We start from the raw sequence: 15,460 nt of genomic DNA, 5'->3' as shown, positions 1-15,460 counted from the left end.
AACTCAATCCTCGCTGCTTGCGGTTCAGGCGTGGGCCGGCTGCTGCGATGCGTACACGCGCGCCTTGAAGGGCGCGATGCCGATGCGGTCGAAGGTGTCGCTGAAACGCTCGCCGTCGATGCGGTTCTCAACGAACGTATCGATGATTCTCTGCACGACGTCCGGCATTTCCTCCGCCGAGAACGACGGGCCGATCACACGGCCAAGGCGCGCGCCCATGCCCTGCTCGCCGCCGAGCGAAACCTGGTACCACTCGGCTCCGTCCTTGTCGACGCCGAGAATGCCGATGTTGGCGACGTGATGGTGACCGCACGAGTTGATGCAGCCCGAGATGTTCAGCGACAGGTCGCCGAGATCGTAGACGTAGTCGAGATCGTCGAAGCGGTCCTGGATCGCCAGCGCGATCGGGATCGACTTCGCATTCGCGAGCGAGCAGAAATCGCCGCCCGGGCACGCGATGATATCGGTCAGCAAACCGATGGTCGGCGTCGCGAAGCGCGCGGCCTTCGCCTTTTCCCAGACCGCGAAGAGGTCGCGCTTCTTGACGTCGGCGAGAATCAGGTTCTGCTCGTGCGACACGCGGATCTCGCCGAACGAGTATTCATCGGCCCAGTCGGCCACGGCTTCCATCTGCTTGTCGGTGGCGTCGCCCGGCGCGACGCCGGGGAACTTGAGCGACAGCGTCACCGAGGCGTAGCCCGCCACGCGGTGGGTGCGCACGTTGCGCTCGACCCAGCGCGCGAAACCGCGGTTCTCCAGCAGATGCTTTTCGTAGGAAGCGTCGGTATCGGCGAGCTTTTCATACGCGGGCGGCACGAAGTATTGCGACACGCGGTCGAGTTCGGCCTGCGTGAGCGTCGACGGGCCGTCCTTCAGGTGCTGCCATTCCTCTTCCACCTGCTCCGCGAATTTCGCGGGCGTGAGCGCCTTCACGAGAATCTTGATACGCGCCTTGAACATGTTGTCGCGGCGGCCAAAACGGTTGTACACGCGCAGCACGGCTTCGCAGTAGGTCAGCAGATGCTGCCACGGCAGACCGCGCTTGATGATCTTGCCGACGATCGGCGTGCGGCCAAGACCGCCGCCCGCGAGAATGCTCGCGACGACTTCGCCGTTCGCGTCGCGATCGAGATACACGCCGAGGTCGTGGATCTGCACGGCGATGCGGTCTTCCTTCGAGCCGCACACGGCGATCTTGAACTTGCGCGGCAGCCACGAGAATTCGGGGTGGAACGTCGACCACTGGCGCAGGATTTCGGCCCACGGACGCGGGTCGACGATCTCGTCGGGCGCGACGCCGGCGAACTGGTCGGCGGTGGTGTTGCGGATGTCGTTGCCGGAGGTCTGGATCGCGTGCATCTGCACCGAAGCGAGCTTCGCGAGGATCTCCGGCGTTTCTTCGAGCTTGATCCAGTTGTACTGGATATTCGTGCGCGTCGTGAAGTGGCCGTAGCCGCGATCATGCTCGCGGGCGATGCGCGCGAGCATGCGCAACTGGTCGCTGCGCAGGTTGCCGTACGGCACGGCGATGCGATGCATGTACGCGTGGCGCTGCATGTAAAGGCCGTTCTGCAGACGCAGCGGACGGAATTCTTCTTCGCTCAATTCGCCCGACAGGCGGCGGCGGACCTGATCGCGATACTGCTCAACGCGTTCGTCGACGATGGTCTGGTCGTACTGGTCGTATTGGTACATACGGGGATCCCAAGGTTGTCGCAATCGCGGCGTTGCTCTGGTGCCGCGCGCTCAGGCTTCGACGCCGGTTCTGTCCTGGGTCAAAGCTGACTGCTAATGACCAAAACAGATATCCAAATTGGAAAAATTGGGAAAATCGTAATAAACTCGCCTTATATTTCAAACGACTTAAAAATTAGGTTGATATGCCAAGGGGTTATATATGAACCTGCATCAGTTCCGGTTCGTACGCGAAGCTGTCCGGCAGAATTTCAATCTCACGGAGGCCGCCAAGGCGCTGTATACGAGCCAGCCGGGCGTATCGAAAGCGATCATCGAGCTGGAGGACGAGCTTGGGGTCGAAATCTTCACGCGCCACGGCAAGCGCGTGCGCTCGCTCACGGAGCCGGGCCGGATCATCCTCGCCTCGGTCGAGCGCATTCTTCAGGAAGTGGAAAGCCTCAAGCGCGTCGGCAAGGACTACGCCGCGCAGGATCAGGGCAACCTGACCATCGCCGCCACGCACACCCAGGCGCGCTACTCGCTGCCCGCCGCCATCGCCGAGTTCAAGCGGCGCTTTCCGAAAGTCCACCTGTCGATCCTGCAAGGCAGCCCGACCCAGGTCGCGGAGATGGTGCTCCACGACCAGGCCGATCTCGCCGTCGCAACCGAAGCGATCGCGGGCTACAAGGACCTCGTGTCGCTGCCGTGCTTCGCGTGGCACCACGTGGCCGTGATGCCCGCCGATCACCCGCTGCTCGAACGCAAACCGCTCTCGCTCGACGATCTGGCGCAATTTCCGCTGATCACCTACGACAATGCGTTTGCGGGCCGCGCCAAGGTCAATGAAGCGTTCCGCCTGCGCGGCCTCACGCCCGACATCGTGCTGGAAGCCATCGACGCCGACGTCATCAAGACCTACGTCGAACTGGGCCTTGGCGTGGGCATCATGGCCGATATCGCGTTCAACGCCGAACGCGACCGCCATCTGCGCGCGGTGCCCGTCGGGCACCTGTTCGGCAGCAACGTCACGCGCGTCGCGCTCAAGCAGGGCGCGTATCTGCGCAGTTACGTCTACACGCTGGTCGAGCTGCTCTCGCCGAGCCTGACCCGCAAGCTGATCGAGCAGGCGCTCAAGGGCGAACACGAGAGCTACGAGCTATAGCGCCGCCATCGCGCCACCATTGCGCCGCAGCGGCCGGCGGCACAAACGCCCGCAGTTGCGGCTGGCGCGGCGCCCCGACAGAGCGCTTTGGTACAATCTCGCGATTGCCCGTCACCTGCTCCGGCGGCGTCGCGAACGCCGAGCAACAGTCGCACAGGCCGGGCCACCTGTTCCGAATCCACACCTAACGCCGACCACCATGAACATCGAACAAGCGCGTTTCAACATGATCGAACAGCAGATCCGCCCCTGGGACGTGCTGGACCTGGACGTCCTGAACCTGCTTTCGATCATCAAGCGCGAGCAATTCGTCCCGGCTGTCTACGCGGACATCGCCTTCGCCGATCTCGAGATCCCGCTGCCCAACGGCCAGCACATGATGGCGCCGCGCGTCGAAGCGCGCATCCTGCAGGAACTCGCGGTGAAGAAGCACGAGAACGTGCTGGAAATCGGCACGGGTTCGGGCTACATGGCGGCACTGCTCGCGAATCGCGCGCTGCAGGTGCTGACGGTCGAAATCGACCCGGAACTGGCCGAATTCGCCCGCGCGAACTTCGCGAAGAACGGCGTGCTGAACGCCGAAGTCAAGCTCGGCGACGGCGCACGCGGCTGGGCCGCAAACGCGCCCTACGACGTGATCTGCGTCTCGGGCGGCCTGCCCGTCGTGCCGCAGGAACTGCTCGAACAACTGAAGGTGGGCGGACGCCTCGCGGCATTCGTCGGCACCGCTCCGGTGATGGAAGCGCAGATCATCACGCGCGTCGACGAAAAGCAATACCGCATCGCCTGCGTGTTCGAAACCTACGTCGAAGCGCTGCAGAACGCCATCCAGCCTTCGCGCTTCAAGTTCTAAGGCAAAGCTCCACAACACCATGTGCCGCGCCGCCGGGTTTCACGGCCCGCGCGGCGCACCGCGGCGCTCGCATCGACTCGTTTCCCATGCAAAACCTGAACGCTCCCGACCTCGCCGACTGGCTCGCCGACACCGCGCGCGCAGCCCCCGTGCTGCTCGACGTGCGCGAGCCGTGGGAGATCGAGACCGCGCAAATCGCGGGCTGCGTATGGATTCCGATGAACGAGATCCCCGCGCGCAGCGAAGAGCTCGACGACGAAGCGCCGATCGTCTGCGTCTGCCATCACGGCAGGCGTAGCGCTTCGGTCGCGATGTTCCTCGAATCGCGCGGCTTCACGAAGGTGTTCAACCTGCAGGGCGGCATCGACGCGTGGTCGCGCGAAGTCGACCCCAAGGTGCCGACTTACTGACCGGGTTGCCTCATTAACGGCGGCGGCGCGCGAACGTCGCGCCAGCAGTGGATTCAGAGATCGAGCGACGTGACGGAAGAAGCGCGCTCGGGCAGCAACGTCGTCAGTACGTCGACCGTGCGCGCCGTCGCTCCGCGATGACGCGCCGCGAACGCGGCGCCCGCCGCGCCCATCGCCACGCGGCGCGGCTTGTCGTCGAAGAGTTCATGGAGCGCCTGCGCGAGACCGGCGGGATCCTGCACCTGCAGCGCCGCGCCTGCCGCAACTGCATCGGTCGTGGCCTGCGCGAAGTTGAACACGTGCGGGCCGATCAGCACGGGCACGCCCACGGCGCACGCCTCGATCAGGTTCTGCCCGCCGAGCGGCAACAGGCTCCCGCCGATGAACGCAAGATCGGCCGCCGCGTAATACGCGCCCATCTCGCCCATCGAATCGCCGAGCAGCACGTTCACGTCCTGCGGCAGCGCGCGCGGCGCGCCGTGCGCCGACGCATCTGCCGGCGCCTCACTGGCCGCCCATTGCGAGCGCCGCACGAGCTTGAGGTTCTTGCGCGCGACGAGCGCCGCGACTTCATCGAAACGCTGCGGATGGCGCGGCACGAGAATCAGCAGCGCGTTGTCGATGCCGAGCGCCGCGAACGCCTGCAGCACGCGTTCTTCCTCGCCTTCACGCGTGCTCGCCGCAACCCACACGGGCCGTGTGCCGATCGCGCGGCGCCATTCGCGTCCGCGCGCGATGAGCCCCGGCGGGCTCGCCATGTCGAACTTCAGGTTGCCGAGCACCGCGACGTTGCGCGCGCCGAGTGCCGTGAGGCGCTCCGCATCCGTCGGGCTCTGCGCGAGCACGCGCGCAAAGCCGCCGAACACCTCTTTCACTGCCGCGCCGAATTTCGCGGCACGCTTGAACGAGCGCGCGGACATGCGCGCATTGGTGAGCACGAGCGGCACGTCGGCGCGACGGCATTCGTCGATGAGCGTGGGCCAGACCTCGGTTTCCATCACGATGCCGAGCGACGGACGCCACGCACGCAGAAAGCGCCGCACGGTATGGGGCATGTCGTACGGCAGATAGCAGCGCTGCACGCGCTCGCCGAACAGTTGCACGCCCGCTGCGCGCCCGCCTGGCGTCATGTGCGTGAGCAGGATGCGCGCGTCGGGACGCGCGGCGAGGAGCGCATCGACGAGCGGCTGCGCGGCACGCGTCTCGCCGACCGAAACGGCATGGACCCAGATGAGCGGCGCGTCGTCCTCGGGCAGCCGTCCGGCCGAGCGGCCAAAGCGTTCGCCGATATGCCCGCGATAGCCGCGCTCGCGGCGCGAACGAATCAGGAGACGCAACACCGCGAGCGGCGCGACGAGCCACCAGGCCGCGCGATAGATGGCTCTCAGCATCGAGCCTCCGGCCGCGTGCAAGGCACCGTGACGCAATACCTCACTAAATACGCGCTCAAACCAGTTCCCTGCCCTTGAGGCGTTCGAGAATGCCGAGCGGCGCCCAGTCCGGATGCACCATGTCCTTCGCGGGCAGGAAGAAGGTCTGCTCCATCATGAACTGGCCGGACATCACCGCATGCGACGCGTGATCGGAGAAACACACCCACACGCTGCCCGGCGGAAAGCTGATGCTTTCCTGCGGCGACGCCTTCTGATAATCGAGATCGGCTTTCATGCCGTCGTGCAGATTCAGCATCAGGTGATCGTACGCACTGCGCGGCGACTTCGTGATGTGCAGCCGATGCTGCAGCCACGCCGAGCCCGGCACCTGCGGCCTGATTTTCGGCAAGAAGCGCTTTGCGATGTCTTCGAACGGCTCGCCCACGCGCCACACGCGCGGCACGCCGTTGGGATTCACGTTCGTGAAGACGCGCAGGATGCGCTCGCCGTAGTTCGGACGCGACGGAAACGCGTCGACGTGCAGGCGCGAATCGTCCTTGCGCCACGACGTCTGGCGCGTCTCCACCCGATGCAGGCGCAGGCTCGTCGGCGCGGAGCGCAGCTTGCCGACGTACTCGGGAAAGAGACCGTCGACGAGCGTGCGCGCGCAGGCCTGGTAACGCGCGATCAGCGCGCGCGCCGCGGACTGCACGGCCGCTTCGCCCAGCACGCCGTGCAGCGCGCCGCCGTTCGGGTCGAGGCTGATGTTCTTGCGCCCGGGATCGGCAATGGCCGGATCGAGCAGAGCACGCTCACTGCCGTCGAGCGCAAACGCCAGGTTCGGGAAGTACAGCACCTTGCCGTGCTCGACGGCATCGAGCAGCGTTTCGCGCGGCTGCGAAAGGTGCTGGCCGTGCCAGTCGGCGGAAGCGATTTCGACGATCTGCGATTCTTTCATGTCGCCCCTCGAAGTGATGGATCGGGTTGCACGATGGTGCCCGCCGGGCTGGGTGACGATGCGGGCGCGCCTCGTGCGCCACGCAATAACGCGGTGCGGGCTACAGCAGCCCGAAGCCCGCCAGCGCGGCCTTGACCTGAGCGAGCGTCGGCGGCTGCCCGGCCGTGCCGAGATTGACGACGTTCGGCGACCAGTAGCCGCCCGTGCGCCACGCGGTGGCGAAATTGTACAACTCGATGGTCGGCCGTTTCAGCGCCGCTGCGATATGGACGAGGCCCGTATCGACGCCCACGGTCGCCGCCGCGCCGTCGATCAGGCCCACGACCGCCGCCAGCCCGAGCTTCGGCGGCACGATGGCCGCGGCGCCGAACTCGCGCGCAAGACGTTCGCTCGTCGCGCGCTCCGCGTCGCTGCCCCACGGCATCACGAGCGACACGCCGCGCCGCACCAGCGCCTGGCCGAGCTCGATCCAGTGCGCGTCGGGCCATTGCTTGTCGGCGCGCGACGTGGCGTGCACGAACACGACATAAGGCACCGGCAAGTTCAGCCCGACGCCCGCGAGCGCCTGCGCGGCGCGTCCGGTATCGAGGCCGAAGTCGATTGCGTCGGCAGACAGCGGCGCCGGCTCGTTCAGTGCGGCCGCAACCAGTTGCCGCGAGCGCTCGACGACATGCGTGCGCGGCTCGATATGCACGGAGCGGTCGTAGAAGAAGCGCACGGGCCATTCGTAGCCCGCGCCGTCCGTGCGGTTGCCGAGGCCGACGAGCGGCCCGTGCGCCCAGCTCCCGACCCAGGCCGTCTTGATGAGGCCCTGGCAGTCGATCACGAGGTCGTACTTTTCGGCGGCGAGCGTGCGGCGAAATGCGCCGATTTCGCGCCAGTTCGCGGGCGACAGGATGCGCTTGCGCCAGCGGCGCAGCGAGAACGGGATCGCGCGGCGCACGCCGTGCACGAGTTCTACGAGTGACTGGAAGCTTTCCTCGACGAGCCAGTCGATCTGCGCGTCGGGATGCCGCCGCAGGATGTCGGCGACGACAGGCATGTTGTGGACGACGTCGCCGAGCGACGATACGCGCACGATCAGGATCTTTTGGACGCTCAAGGCAAATCGGACGGCGCATCTGCGCCGAAAGAGGCGGTAAAGGCCGTGATTTTAGCGCGAGCGGCGAGGAAAACGAGGAAAAGCGCGGGCCGGGATGACGCAGGCATGCGGGCAAGCGCGACGTGCCCGCGGGAATCGAAGCGATCGGCAACCTCGTCGCGCTCAAGTACCCGGCGAAATGCGCGCTGCTCGTGAAGTAGCGGCTCGCGCTCGCGGTGAATGTCGATGGCCACTAGTCCGTCTGGTTCTCTTCCAGGTATTCGTCGACGATCTGCACGAGTCCGGAAAGGTACTTCTTGATGCTCTCCCGTTCCGTGCTGTCCAGTTTGCTGTCGAATTCGGCCAGACTGCGATTCACCTGCTCGTAACAGACATTGATCAGCGGCCGGCGCCCGGAGACAAAACGCAACAGAACGCGCCTGCGGTCGGTAGGATCGGGTTCCCGTTTGATCAATCCTGCCTTTTCCAGGCGTTTGAGCGACGTCGTAATGCTGCTCGGCGATAACCGCATGAGCTTCGATAACCGGCCCGGCGTGACAGGTTGAACCTCGTCGTAACAGGCGACTTCCAGGCATTTGAGGTCAGTGATGCTCAGCCCGAGTCGTTCAGCCACGAACTGGTTGAAGGCCGCCAGCTTGACGCCCAGCATGAACCGCAGCCGGACGACTTCCGCGTTTTTTCCTGCATCTGTCATGACCGCTCCTGCCTTTACATGGGGGGCATCGCTCCACCCGTCTGCCCGGCGAACGTCGGAAGCAGCACGCGAAGCACCTGGATGAAGGCGGGTCCCAGCAGGACCAGCATCAGCGTGGGAAAGATGCAGAAGATCAGCGGGAACAGCAGTTTCACGGCGATCTTTGCAGCCGCCTCTTCCGCGCGCAGCCTGCGCTTGAGGCGCAGGTTCTCCGAATGCACGCGCAACGAGTCGCCGATGCTGGTACCGAACCGTTCGGCCTGAATCAGCATGGCCACCAGCACATCGAGATCTTCCACGCCCGTGCGCAACGCGAGGTTCTTGAGTGCGGTTTCCTTGCTCTGTCCCGCCCGGAGTTCAAGCAGCAGAAGCTGCAGTTCGTTGCTCAGGGTCCGGCTCTTGATGTGCATTTCGTCGGCCACTTTCATCAGGGCCGCATCCAGCCCGAGCCCCGCTTCCACGCACACCGTGAGCAGATCCAGTGCATCGGGAAAGTCTTCGAAGATAGTCTGCTGGCGGCGCTGTACCCGGCGTGACAGCACGACGTTCGGCAGGTAATACCCGATGGCCGCAAGCACGACAAGTAGCGCGATGAAGCCATGATTCCTGCCCGCCTCGAGATAGGGCGCCGCCGCAAGCAGGCTGACCAGCGGCAGCCCGGCCGCAAGCACCGTCTTCGCGGCGAAATAGAGCACCGGCGCCGACGCGCCGCGCCACCCGGCGTGCATGAAGCGAGTGCGTAGCGCGGAGTTCTCCCAGCCCTCCTTGGGAATCGACAGGCGCGCAATCGGCGCCGACACCTGCGCAATCTTCTTCGCCCATTGCACGTCGAGGTCGTTCGTATCCGATAGCGGAACAGCGCCATCCGTCAACGTCTTGAGGCGGCGATTCAGTGAATTGGGCATGAATAGCGCCATCACACCGAAGCTGAACAGGACAACGATGATGAACACGATGGCCAGCAATGCGATCTGCTCTGTTTTCATGGTCGACATGGGACGTGCCCATCTCCGTTCAGATATTCAAACGTGAATCCGGATGACCTTGCGCATCCACACGAGACCGAACAGCATCAGGACCACCGCGCCGCCGACCATCTTGAGCCCAGCGGGATCGGTCCACAGCACTTTCATGAAGCCCGGGTTGACGACCGAGATGACCAGCCCCAGGGCAAAAGGCAGGAGACCGAGTATCCAGGCCGACAACCTGCCCTCGGCCGAGAGCGCCTTCACCTTGCCCAGCAGCGCGAGCCGGCTGCGGATGAGCTGGCTGATGTTGCCGAGAATCTCGGCCAGGTTGCCGCCGCTTTCGCGCTGGATCAAAACGGCGATCACGAAGTAGCGCAAGTCGCTGATCGGAACGCGGTTCGCGAGCGCGCCAAGCGCCTGGTTGAGCGGGACGCCGAAATTGATCTCGTCGAACGCCGCACGAAACTCGCTGCCTATCGGCTCCGGCATTTCATCGCCGACGATCCCGAGCGCCGTCGCAAACGAGTGGCCTGCGCGCAGCGAGCGGCTCATCATGTCGGCTGCCTCCGGCAACTGTTCCTCGAGCCGCTTGAGCCGCTTGCTCACGGCACGCTTGACCCTGAACGGTGCATACAGCGCCCCGATGAGCATCAGCAGGACGAGCGCGGCAACCGGAACGTAGATCAGCCTGCCAAGCAGCGCGATCACGACGGGCGGACATACCATCAGCATCACGAACTTCCCGACCGACCAGTTCAGTCCCGACTGAACCAGCCAGCGGTCGAGCGCATGAATGCGCGGCACCTTCAGCAGCAGCTGGGTCATCAGCGGTGACGAGCTGAGCTCACGCTGCTTGAGAATCGACCCGGCTCGATCGTTGCCATGGCCGCCCGCGGACATCATCCGGATGCGGTTTTCCACGCGCTTCGCCTCGCTGCTGTGCCCGCTTTTCCACCAGAAGTAGCCGGCTTCGATCAGCAGGATGATCGAGACGAAGACCAGAATGACGAATCCATAGAATAGCGTGTTCATTTCCAGATACCTCGCAGGCACATGTCCGTGGCCGCCGCCCGTTGCTGGTTTCGCGCTGCGTTCGTCATGCTGGGCTCATACCGGGTAATGCTTCGACGGGTCGTACAGCGTATCGGGCACGGCTACGCCAAACGCCTGGAGACGCTCGGAGAAATTCGGCCGCACGCCCGTGGCGCAAAAATGCCCGCATACTTTGCCGTCCCGATCGACGCCGGCGCGCCTGAACGCGAAAATCTCCTGCAGGTTGACGATGTCGCCTTCCATGCCGGTGACTTCCTGAATGCTCGTGATCTTTCTGCGTCCGTCCGTCAGGCGTGCGACCTGAATAATCGCGCCGATCGCCGAAGTGATCTGATGGCGGGCCGACTTCGGCGGCAGGTTCAGCCCAGCCATGCCAATCATGTTTTCGAGCCGCGTCAGCGCATCGCGCGGCGTATTCGCATGCACGGTTGCAAGCGATCCCTCGTGGCCCGTGTTCATTGCCTGGAGCATGTCGAGCGCCTCGGCGCCGCGCACCTCGCCCAGGATGATGCGGTCCGGCCGCATCCGCAGCGCGTTGCGCACCAGTGCGCGCTGCGTGATCTCGCCCCGTCCTTCGATATTGGGCGGGCGCGTTTCGAGGCGCAGCACGTGCCTCTGGCGCAACTGAAGCTCGGCGGCATCCTCGATCGTGACGATCCGCTCGTCCGCCGGGATGAACCCCGACAGCACGTTGAGCAGCGTCGTCTTGCCGCTGCCCGTTCCACCGGAGATCAGCACGTTCATCTTCGCGGCCGACATCGCTTCGAGCACCTGAAGCATCGGCGGCGTCATGCTCTGATTCTCGACCAGGTCTTTCGGCGAGAGCGGATTGACCGAGAAACGGCGAATCGACAGCAATGGCCCGTCGATCGCCGACGGTGGAATGATCGCGTTCATCCGCGAGCCATCGGGAAGGCGCGCATCCACCATCGGATTCGATTCGTCGATCCGGCGGCCGACGCGCGACACGATCTTTTCGATCACCTTCATCAGATGCGCGTCGTCGTAGAACGTGACGTCGGTCAGCTCGAGCTTGCCGCGCCGCTCGACGTACACATGCTTGTGCGTGTTGACGAGAATGTCCGAGACGGTCGGATCGGCGAGCAACGGTTCGAGCGGACCAAAGCCGAGCATCTCGTCGCGCACGTCGCGCACGAGTTGCCTGCGCTCCAGCTCGTTGATCGGCACGTTGTCTTCTTCGATGATCCGCTCGACCAGTTGCGCCAGTTCATGCTGGATCTGCTCAGTCGACAGACGCTGCAGCTTCTCCAGTTCGACGCGATCGATGATCGCCTGATGGACGTTCTTCTTCAGTTCCTGATACGCCCGTTGCGCCATTTGCGAGCGATGCATGCCCTGATCGTGCACCGATGCGTCGGGCAGATCAATAAACTGCTCACGAAGTGTCATTACGTCGGCCATTCTGGTTCTCCTCAAATTCAGGCCCGGCTCAGCGCCGGACGGGCGAAGAATTTCTGCAGGATGCGCGTCCGCCCGATCACGGGCTGCGGTGAGAGACTGCGCATCAGATCGTTCAATCCTTTCGCAACGCCGCTCGATTTCGCGAGACGCAGGATCGGCACGCCCTGATTGATCGATGCGGATACCGAAGCATCGTCTTCAGGGATCACGCTCGATGCGCGCAGGCCGATTGCTTTCTCCAGTTCCTGCAATCCCACGGGCCCCCTCTTTTCATAGCGGTTCACCAGCACGCGAACCCGGTCGCCGCGATAGCCGAGCGAGCGGAAGATTTCCATCAGCCGGCGGCCCGCCCGCAGATACGGCAGGCTCAGTTGCAGCACGGCAAACATGCATTCGCTCTGGTCCAGCGCGGCGATCGACACATGGCTGATGCTCTGCCCGATATCGAAGATGATGAGATCGTAGAGCGGGCGCGCCAGATTCAGGATACGTTGCAGATGCTCCGGCTTGATGTCCCTGGCGCACGCCGGGTCGAGCGCGCCGGCGAGCACGTCGAAGCTCTCGCTGACGTGCGTCAGGCAGGCTTCGAGAAACGCCGGATCGAGACGCTCGATTTGCGCGCTGACGTCGGCGAGCGTGGCGGGCGGCGTGGCTTCGCAGACGAGGAACGCCGCTTCTCCAAACTGCTGGTTCAGGTCGATCAGCAGCGCACGCTTGCCCGCTGCCGATGCGGCAAACGCCAGATTGGCCGCGAGGAACGACGTGCCGCTGCCGCCTTTGCAGGAAACGAAGGAGATCACCCGCCCGTCGCGCCGCGTGCCGCGCGTCTTCGCCGCGATACGCGCGACGGCACGCCCCAGATCGTGAGGGTCCGCGGGCCACGGCTGCACGTCCTTCACGCCTGCACGCATCGCGCGCACCAGCAGGTCCGCGGACGGCGACGGCGCGAGCAGGATGCAGCTCAAATCGGCATGCCTCGCCGCGATCGTAGCGAGCGCATCGAAATCCTCCTGCATCAGTTGCGAACCCTCGAAAATCAACAGGTCGATGCCATCGAGCGCTTCGTCGCTCGCGCAGAGATCCGAAAGGCGTGCCGATGAAGTCCTCACGCGATGGTGGGACTCACCGGTCTCGACGATCCGTGCAATGGCATTCGCATGCGCCGGATCGGATGAAATTGTGAGAATGTCGATCATTTCATTCTTCCCGTGATGAACGATGGTCTACGTACAGCTCGGATTGGTGCCACCCACGCTGTTCAGGCTTTCGCGCGGCAAGGTCGTCGAGAACGGCGGCAAGGTCACATTGAACGGCACGAATGGCACCATCGTATTGACGGTGACGTTGGTGACCGACACCGTCACTGCCGTGCACGACGAGGCGTCGCATCCCGACGGCGTGTACACCACCGAGACATTGGCCGGGGTCAGAATCGGCAGCATCCGCCGCATGTCCCGGACGACCGGGTTGGTCGTGGCCTGGCTGCTGTCGATATCGCAGACGACCGCCACGCGCGCGCCCAGCCTTGTCGCCTCCGCCGCCGTGTTGAAGTAGAAGAGTACGCGGCCCATTTCCATCACGCCGATCAGCAGCGTGAAGAAAATCGACGCGATCAGCGCGAACTCGAGCGCCGCTACGCCTCTTTGACGTCGTGCGGGCGGCCGACGATGGATTCGGATTCGGTTCATAGCACCTGCCTCATCACACAGCTGATATCGCCGAAGATCAGACCGCCGAGATTGAAGAATCCGGTGATCTGCGCGTACTGATATCCGGTCACCTTCACCTGCACGAGATTGATCGTCTCCGCAGCGGGGTTGGTCTGCACGTTCTTGAACTGTCCGTTGCAGCCGGCCGTATTGACCTGGTCGCACACCACCACCTGATCGACCGTCAGTCCCTGGACGAGCGGCGGTCCTGAACAATCCGGTGTGCCATATGCGACCAGACACTTTGCCTGTGCCATCGGATAGTCGGTGGTATCGGTCGGGTCGTAGGCCGACAGCAGACGCGCCGCGTCGCGCACCGACTTGACGATGGTGTTGTACTCATAGAATGCGTGGCCGAACTCTGCGATGCCAAGCAGCAGCGTGATAAGCGGCACGGCCAGCAAGGCGAACTCGACGGCGACCGCGCCCCTCATCTTCCGGGTCGACCTTCTTTGCCTGCGCATGACGAACCTCCTATTGAACCAGCACGGGCACCATCGGCCCGATGCCCGCCGTCGTGCTTCCCGGAATGCCTTGCGTGGCGCAGACCGACGTCGGGTCACTCGCGTCGCCGCGATACTCCAGGTAGACGGTGCCGTTGAGCCCGCTCTTGCTACCGCCTTTTTCCATCGGGTGAAGCATCAGGATGCATGCCCATGACAGGATCGGCGCCTGGTGCGCAGGACTTTGCAATACCGAGCAGTCGACCACCGGCACAAGCGCCAGCCGCCGGTCGGCGCCACTCGAGTAGTAGGTGCTCGCCTGGGTCGTGCCGTCGACATCCAGGAGATTGCCTGGTTTCGAGGGGCCGCCCTGATAGGGCGTGTGCTTCGGCCGCTGGTTGTCACGGAAATCCGCGAAGACATTTCCGGTCGGAATCGAACCGTTGAGCTGAGTCACGGGCGAATAGGCGAAGCCGGTGAAATCGGATATTCCGGTGGGATCCGGCGGCGGATTGTATTTGCCATGATAGATACCGAAACGGGTGTTCCACGCGTCGGCCATGCTTTGGACGTTGCCGGGCTGGCCGACATTGGTTCCTTTCGATGGCAGCGTGCACTGGCCCGAGCCCGTGAGAAGCGACCTCATGTCAGGCACATTCTGACCGGGGTACGCAGCCCACATGAAGCTGCCGTTCAGTAGGTTGGTGCTCGAATCAACCTTGCTGGATACCCACTGCCCAACGGTATACGGACTGGCGGCCGGCGGTTGGCAAATGGCGACAGGCAGAGCACAGGTCGTCTGCGACTCCGTGGTCGACGCGACCGCCGTCGCTGCGACGGCCGACGTGCCTAGCGTGGCGTTGACCACCCGCATGAACCAGTTGGGGATACCCGTACGGCTCACCGTGCAGCGCACATATCCGATGGACGGCACATCCGCCGTCGTGAACTGGTCCTTGGTGAGGTAGGGCCCCGCGAACTGCCTGCTGAACGTGACGTTGCTATCGGTTGCCAGCGCCACGTTCTCGCCCTGCAGCAGCACGCGGTTGCTCGACCCCACCGTCATTGCGGCCGCCTCGGGCGCCGCAAGCGATACGGCCTTGGTCAGATCGCGCGCGGCTGCCAGCGCACAGGCGTCGGCGGCATTGGACAGCTCGCTCTTCGCGACATACAGCTTGCCCAGATCGAGCGCGAGACCCGCGAAGGCAATCAGCAACGCAAGCGTGAGCGCGACGATGATCGCCACGACGCCGCGCGCGCCCCGGCGAGCAGCACCGTATGAACCCGAATGATTGACGCGACGCATGACGATCTCCTGTGCCTGGTCCGGTTACTGGCCGCCGCCCGAACTTCCGCCTACGCCGATGACGAATGCATTCGCCGGCGGCGTAGGCGAGCGGAAGGACTTGTCGTAGCTGTCCATGGCCGTGACGGCGGACGTGCCATCCATACTCGGCGTGGCGGGCATGTGCCCGGCGTCCGGATCGATGATCTGCGCCTGGGTGACGGCCTTGAGTGCCTGGCCGACGTGCGCATCCCAGACCGGCGTGCTGGACATGCATCCGGTCAGCGAGGCGCACGCGCACAAAACCAGAGCGGCACGGCGCGGGAGATTGACGAGTTCGAGTTTCATGAG

At 64.2% G+C, this 15,460-nt stretch carries 17 protein-coding genes; 3 read left to right on the top strand and 14 right to left on the bottom strand.

Annotation, left to right across the window (positions count from 1 at the left end):
* Positions 1-24 precede the first annotated feature (24 nt).
* On the bottom strand, positions 25-1,695 hold the full coding sequence (locus tag ACFPTO_RS15860) for a nitrite/sulfite reductase (RefSeq protein ID WP_377712569.1): 1,671 nt from the start codon (positions 1,693-1,695) through the stop codon (positions 25-27).
* Positions 1,696-1,897: 202 nt separating this feature from the next.
* Here ACFPTO_RS15860 and ACFPTO_RS15855 point away from each other — a divergent pair, with 202 nt between their 5' ends.
* The 3 genes from ACFPTO_RS15855 to ACFPTO_RS15845 all read left to right on the top strand — a co-directional run bounded on the left by ACFPTO_RS15855 (position 1,898) and on the right by ACFPTO_RS15845 (position 4,102).
* Entirely contained in the window at positions 1,898-2,839 is a 942-nt protein-coding gene (locus ACFPTO_RS15855; RefSeq protein WP_296657863.1) for a CysB family HTH-type transcriptional regulator, read from the top strand.
* A 199-nt stretch (positions 2,840-3,038) separates the two neighbouring features.
* The gene (locus ACFPTO_RS15850) at positions 3,039-3,692 is read left to right on the top strand and encodes a protein-L-isoaspartate O-methyltransferase family protein (RefSeq protein ID WP_377712567.1); all 654 of its coding nucleotides are present in this window, start codon (positions 3,039-3,041) and stop codon (positions 3,690-3,692) included.
* A gap of 86 nt (positions 3,693-3,778) precedes the next feature.
* The gene (locus ACFPTO_RS15845; protein WP_377712565.1) at positions 3,779-4,102 is read left to right on the top strand and encodes a rhodanese-like domain-containing protein; all 324 of its coding nucleotides are present in this window, start codon (positions 3,779-3,781) and stop codon (positions 4,100-4,102) included.
* Positions 4,103-4,155: 53 nt separating this feature from the next.
* On the opposite strand, the gene waaA is transcribed toward ACFPTO_RS15845, so the two are convergent.
* From waaA to ACFPTO_RS15780, 13 genes are all read right to left on the bottom strand, one after another.
* Positions 4,156-5,493: a lipid IV(A) 3-deoxy-D-manno-octulosonic acid transferase gene (gene waaA / locus ACFPTO_RS15840; protein ID WP_377712563.1), complete on the bottom strand. Its 1,338-nt coding sequence runs from the start codon at positions 5,491-5,493 to the stop codon at positions 4,156-4,158.
* 55 nt (positions 5,494-5,548) lie between these two features.
* On the bottom strand, positions 5,549-6,433 hold the full coding sequence (locus ACFPTO_RS15835; RefSeq protein WP_377712561.1) for a Kdo hydroxylase family protein: 885 nt from the start codon (positions 6,431-6,433) through the stop codon (positions 5,549-5,551).
* A gap of 100 nt (positions 6,434-6,533) precedes the next feature.
* The gene (gene waaC, locus ACFPTO_RS15830) at positions 6,534-7,475 is read right to left on the bottom strand and encodes a lipopolysaccharide heptosyltransferase I (RefSeq protein ID WP_377712638.1); all 942 of its coding nucleotides are present in this window, start codon (positions 7,473-7,475) and stop codon (positions 6,534-6,536) included.
* A gap of 56 nt (positions 7,476-7,531) precedes the next feature.
* Positions 7,532-7,768: a hypothetical protein gene (locus ACFPTO_RS15825; protein ID WP_377712559.1), complete on the bottom strand. Its 237-nt coding sequence runs from the start codon at positions 7,766-7,768 to the stop codon at positions 7,532-7,534.
* Positions 7,768-8,229, bottom strand: a complete 462-nt coding sequence (locus ACFPTO_RS15820) for a MarR family winged helix-turn-helix transcriptional regulator (protein ID WP_377712557.1) — start codon at positions 8,227-8,229, stop codon at positions 7,768-7,770. Before ACFPTO_RS15820 ends, ACFPTO_RS15825 begins: the two co-directional genes overlap by 1 nt.
* A gap of 14 nt (positions 8,230-8,243) precedes the next feature.
* Positions 8,244-9,224 carry a type II secretion system F family protein gene (locus ACFPTO_RS15815; RefSeq protein WP_377712555.1) on the bottom strand — a complete coding sequence of 327 codons (981 nt, stop codon included), beginning with the start codon at positions 9,222-9,224 and terminating at the stop codon, positions 8,244-8,246.
* A gap of 27 nt (positions 9,225-9,251) precedes the next feature.
* Positions 9,252-10,229 (bottom strand): type II secretion system F family protein, encoded by a 978-nt coding sequence (locus tag ACFPTO_RS15810; protein ID WP_377712553.1) that lies wholly within the window; start codon positions 10,227-10,229, stop codon positions 9,252-9,254.
* 75 nt (positions 10,230-10,304) lie between these two features.
* Complete coding sequence (locus ACFPTO_RS15805; protein WP_377712636.1) at positions 10,305-11,603, bottom strand: CpaF family protein; 1,299 nt, start codon at positions 11,601-11,603, stop codon at positions 10,305-10,307.
* 86 nt (positions 11,604-11,689) lie between these two features.
* Complete coding sequence (locus ACFPTO_RS15800; RefSeq protein ID WP_377712551.1) at positions 11,690-12,868, bottom strand: AAA family ATPase; 1,179 nt, start codon at positions 12,866-12,868, stop codon at positions 11,690-11,692.
* A gap of 27 nt (positions 12,869-12,895) precedes the next feature.
* Positions 12,896-13,360: a TadE/TadG family type IV pilus assembly protein gene (locus ACFPTO_RS15795; RefSeq protein ID WP_377712549.1), complete on the bottom strand. Its 465-nt coding sequence runs from the start codon at positions 13,358-13,360 to the stop codon at positions 12,896-12,898.
* Positions 13,357-13,815, bottom strand: a complete 459-nt coding sequence (locus ACFPTO_RS15790; RefSeq protein ID WP_377712547.1) for a TadE/TadG family type IV pilus assembly protein — start codon at positions 13,813-13,815, stop codon at positions 13,357-13,359. Before ACFPTO_RS15790 ends, ACFPTO_RS15795 begins: the two co-directional genes overlap by 4 nt.
* A gap of 40 nt (positions 13,816-13,855) precedes the next feature.
* A complete protein-coding gene (locus tag ACFPTO_RS15785) occupies positions 13,856-15,130 on the bottom strand; it encodes a pilus assembly protein TadG-related protein (RefSeq protein ID WP_377712545.1) in 1,275 nt (424 codons plus the stop codon).
* A 24-nt stretch (positions 15,131-15,154) separates the two neighbouring features.
* Positions 15,155-15,457 carry a hypothetical protein gene (locus ACFPTO_RS15780; protein ID WP_377712543.1) on the bottom strand — a complete coding sequence of 101 codons (303 nt, stop codon included), beginning with the start codon at positions 15,455-15,457 and terminating at the stop codon, positions 15,155-15,157.
* Positions 15,458-15,460 lie beyond the last annotated feature (3 nt).

The sequence above is a fragment of the Paraburkholderia denitrificans genome (assembly GCF_042655705.1).
Taxonomy (GTDB): domain Bacteria; phylum Pseudomonadota; class Gammaproteobacteria; order Burkholderiales; family Burkholderiaceae; genus Paraburkholderia; species Paraburkholderia denitrificans.
This window is presented reverse-complemented; position numbering and strand designations above follow the sequence as displayed.

Bases quoted from the DNA above. Each gene is read 5' to 3' on its own strand.
- ACFPTO_RS15860 (WP_377712569.1), bottom strand. From the start codon at position 1,695: ATGTACCAATACGACCAGTACGACCAGACCATCGTCGACGAACGCGTT.
- ACFPTO_RS15855 (WP_296657863.1), top strand. From the start codon at position 1,898: ATGAACCTGCATCAGTTCCGGTTCGTACGCGAAGCTGTCCGGCAGAAT.
- ACFPTO_RS15850 (WP_377712567.1), top strand. From the start codon at position 3,039: ATGAACATCGAACAAGCGCGTTTCAACATGATCGAACAGCAGATCCGC.
- ACFPTO_RS15845 (WP_377712565.1), top strand. From the start codon at position 3,779: ATGCAAAACCTGAACGCTCCCGACCTCGCCGACTGGCTCGCCGACACC.
- waaA (WP_377712563.1), bottom strand. From the start codon at position 5,493: ATGCTGAGAGCCATCTATCGCGCGGCCTGGTGGCTCGTCGCGCCGCTC.
- ACFPTO_RS15835 (WP_377712561.1), bottom strand. From the start codon at position 6,433: ATGAAAGAATCGCAGATCGTCGAAATCGCTTCCGCCGACTGGCACGGC.
- waaC (WP_377712638.1), bottom strand. From the start codon at position 7,475: ATGCCTGTCGTCGCCGACATCCTGCGGCGGCATCCCGACGCGCAGATC.
- ACFPTO_RS15820 (WP_377712557.1), bottom strand. From the start codon at position 8,229: ATGACAGATGCAGGAAAAAACGCGGAAGTCGTCCGGCTGCGGTTCATG.
- ACFPTO_RS15815 (WP_377712555.1), bottom strand. From the start codon at position 9,224: ATGTCGACCATGAAAACAGAGCAGATCGCATTGCTGGCCATCGTGTTC.
- ACFPTO_RS15810 (WP_377712553.1), bottom strand. From the start codon at position 10,229: ATGAACACGCTATTCTATGGATTCGTCATTCTGGTCTTCGTCTCGATC.
- ACFPTO_RS15805 (WP_377712636.1), bottom strand. From the start codon at position 11,603: ATGCATCGCTCGCAAATGGCGCAACGGGCGTATCAGGAACTGAAGAAG.
- ACFPTO_RS15800 (WP_377712551.1), bottom strand. From the start codon at position 12,868: ATGATCGACATTCTCACAATTTCATCCGATCCGGCGCATGCGAATGCC.
- ACFPTO_RS15795 (WP_377712549.1), bottom strand. From the start codon at position 13,360: ATGAACCGAATCCGAATCCATCGTCGGCCGCCCGCACGACGTCAAAGA.
- ACFPTO_RS15790 (WP_377712547.1), bottom strand. From the start codon at position 13,815: ATGAGGGGCGCGGTCGCCGTCGAGTTCGCCTTGCTGGCCGTGCCGCTT.
- ACFPTO_RS15785 (WP_377712545.1), bottom strand. From the start codon at position 15,130: ATGCGTCGCGTCAATCATTCGGGTTCATACGGTGCTGCTCGCCGGGGC.
- ACFPTO_RS15780 (WP_377712543.1), bottom strand. From the start codon at position 15,457: ATGAAACTCGAACTCGTCAATCTCCCGCGCCGTGCCGCTCTGGTTTTG.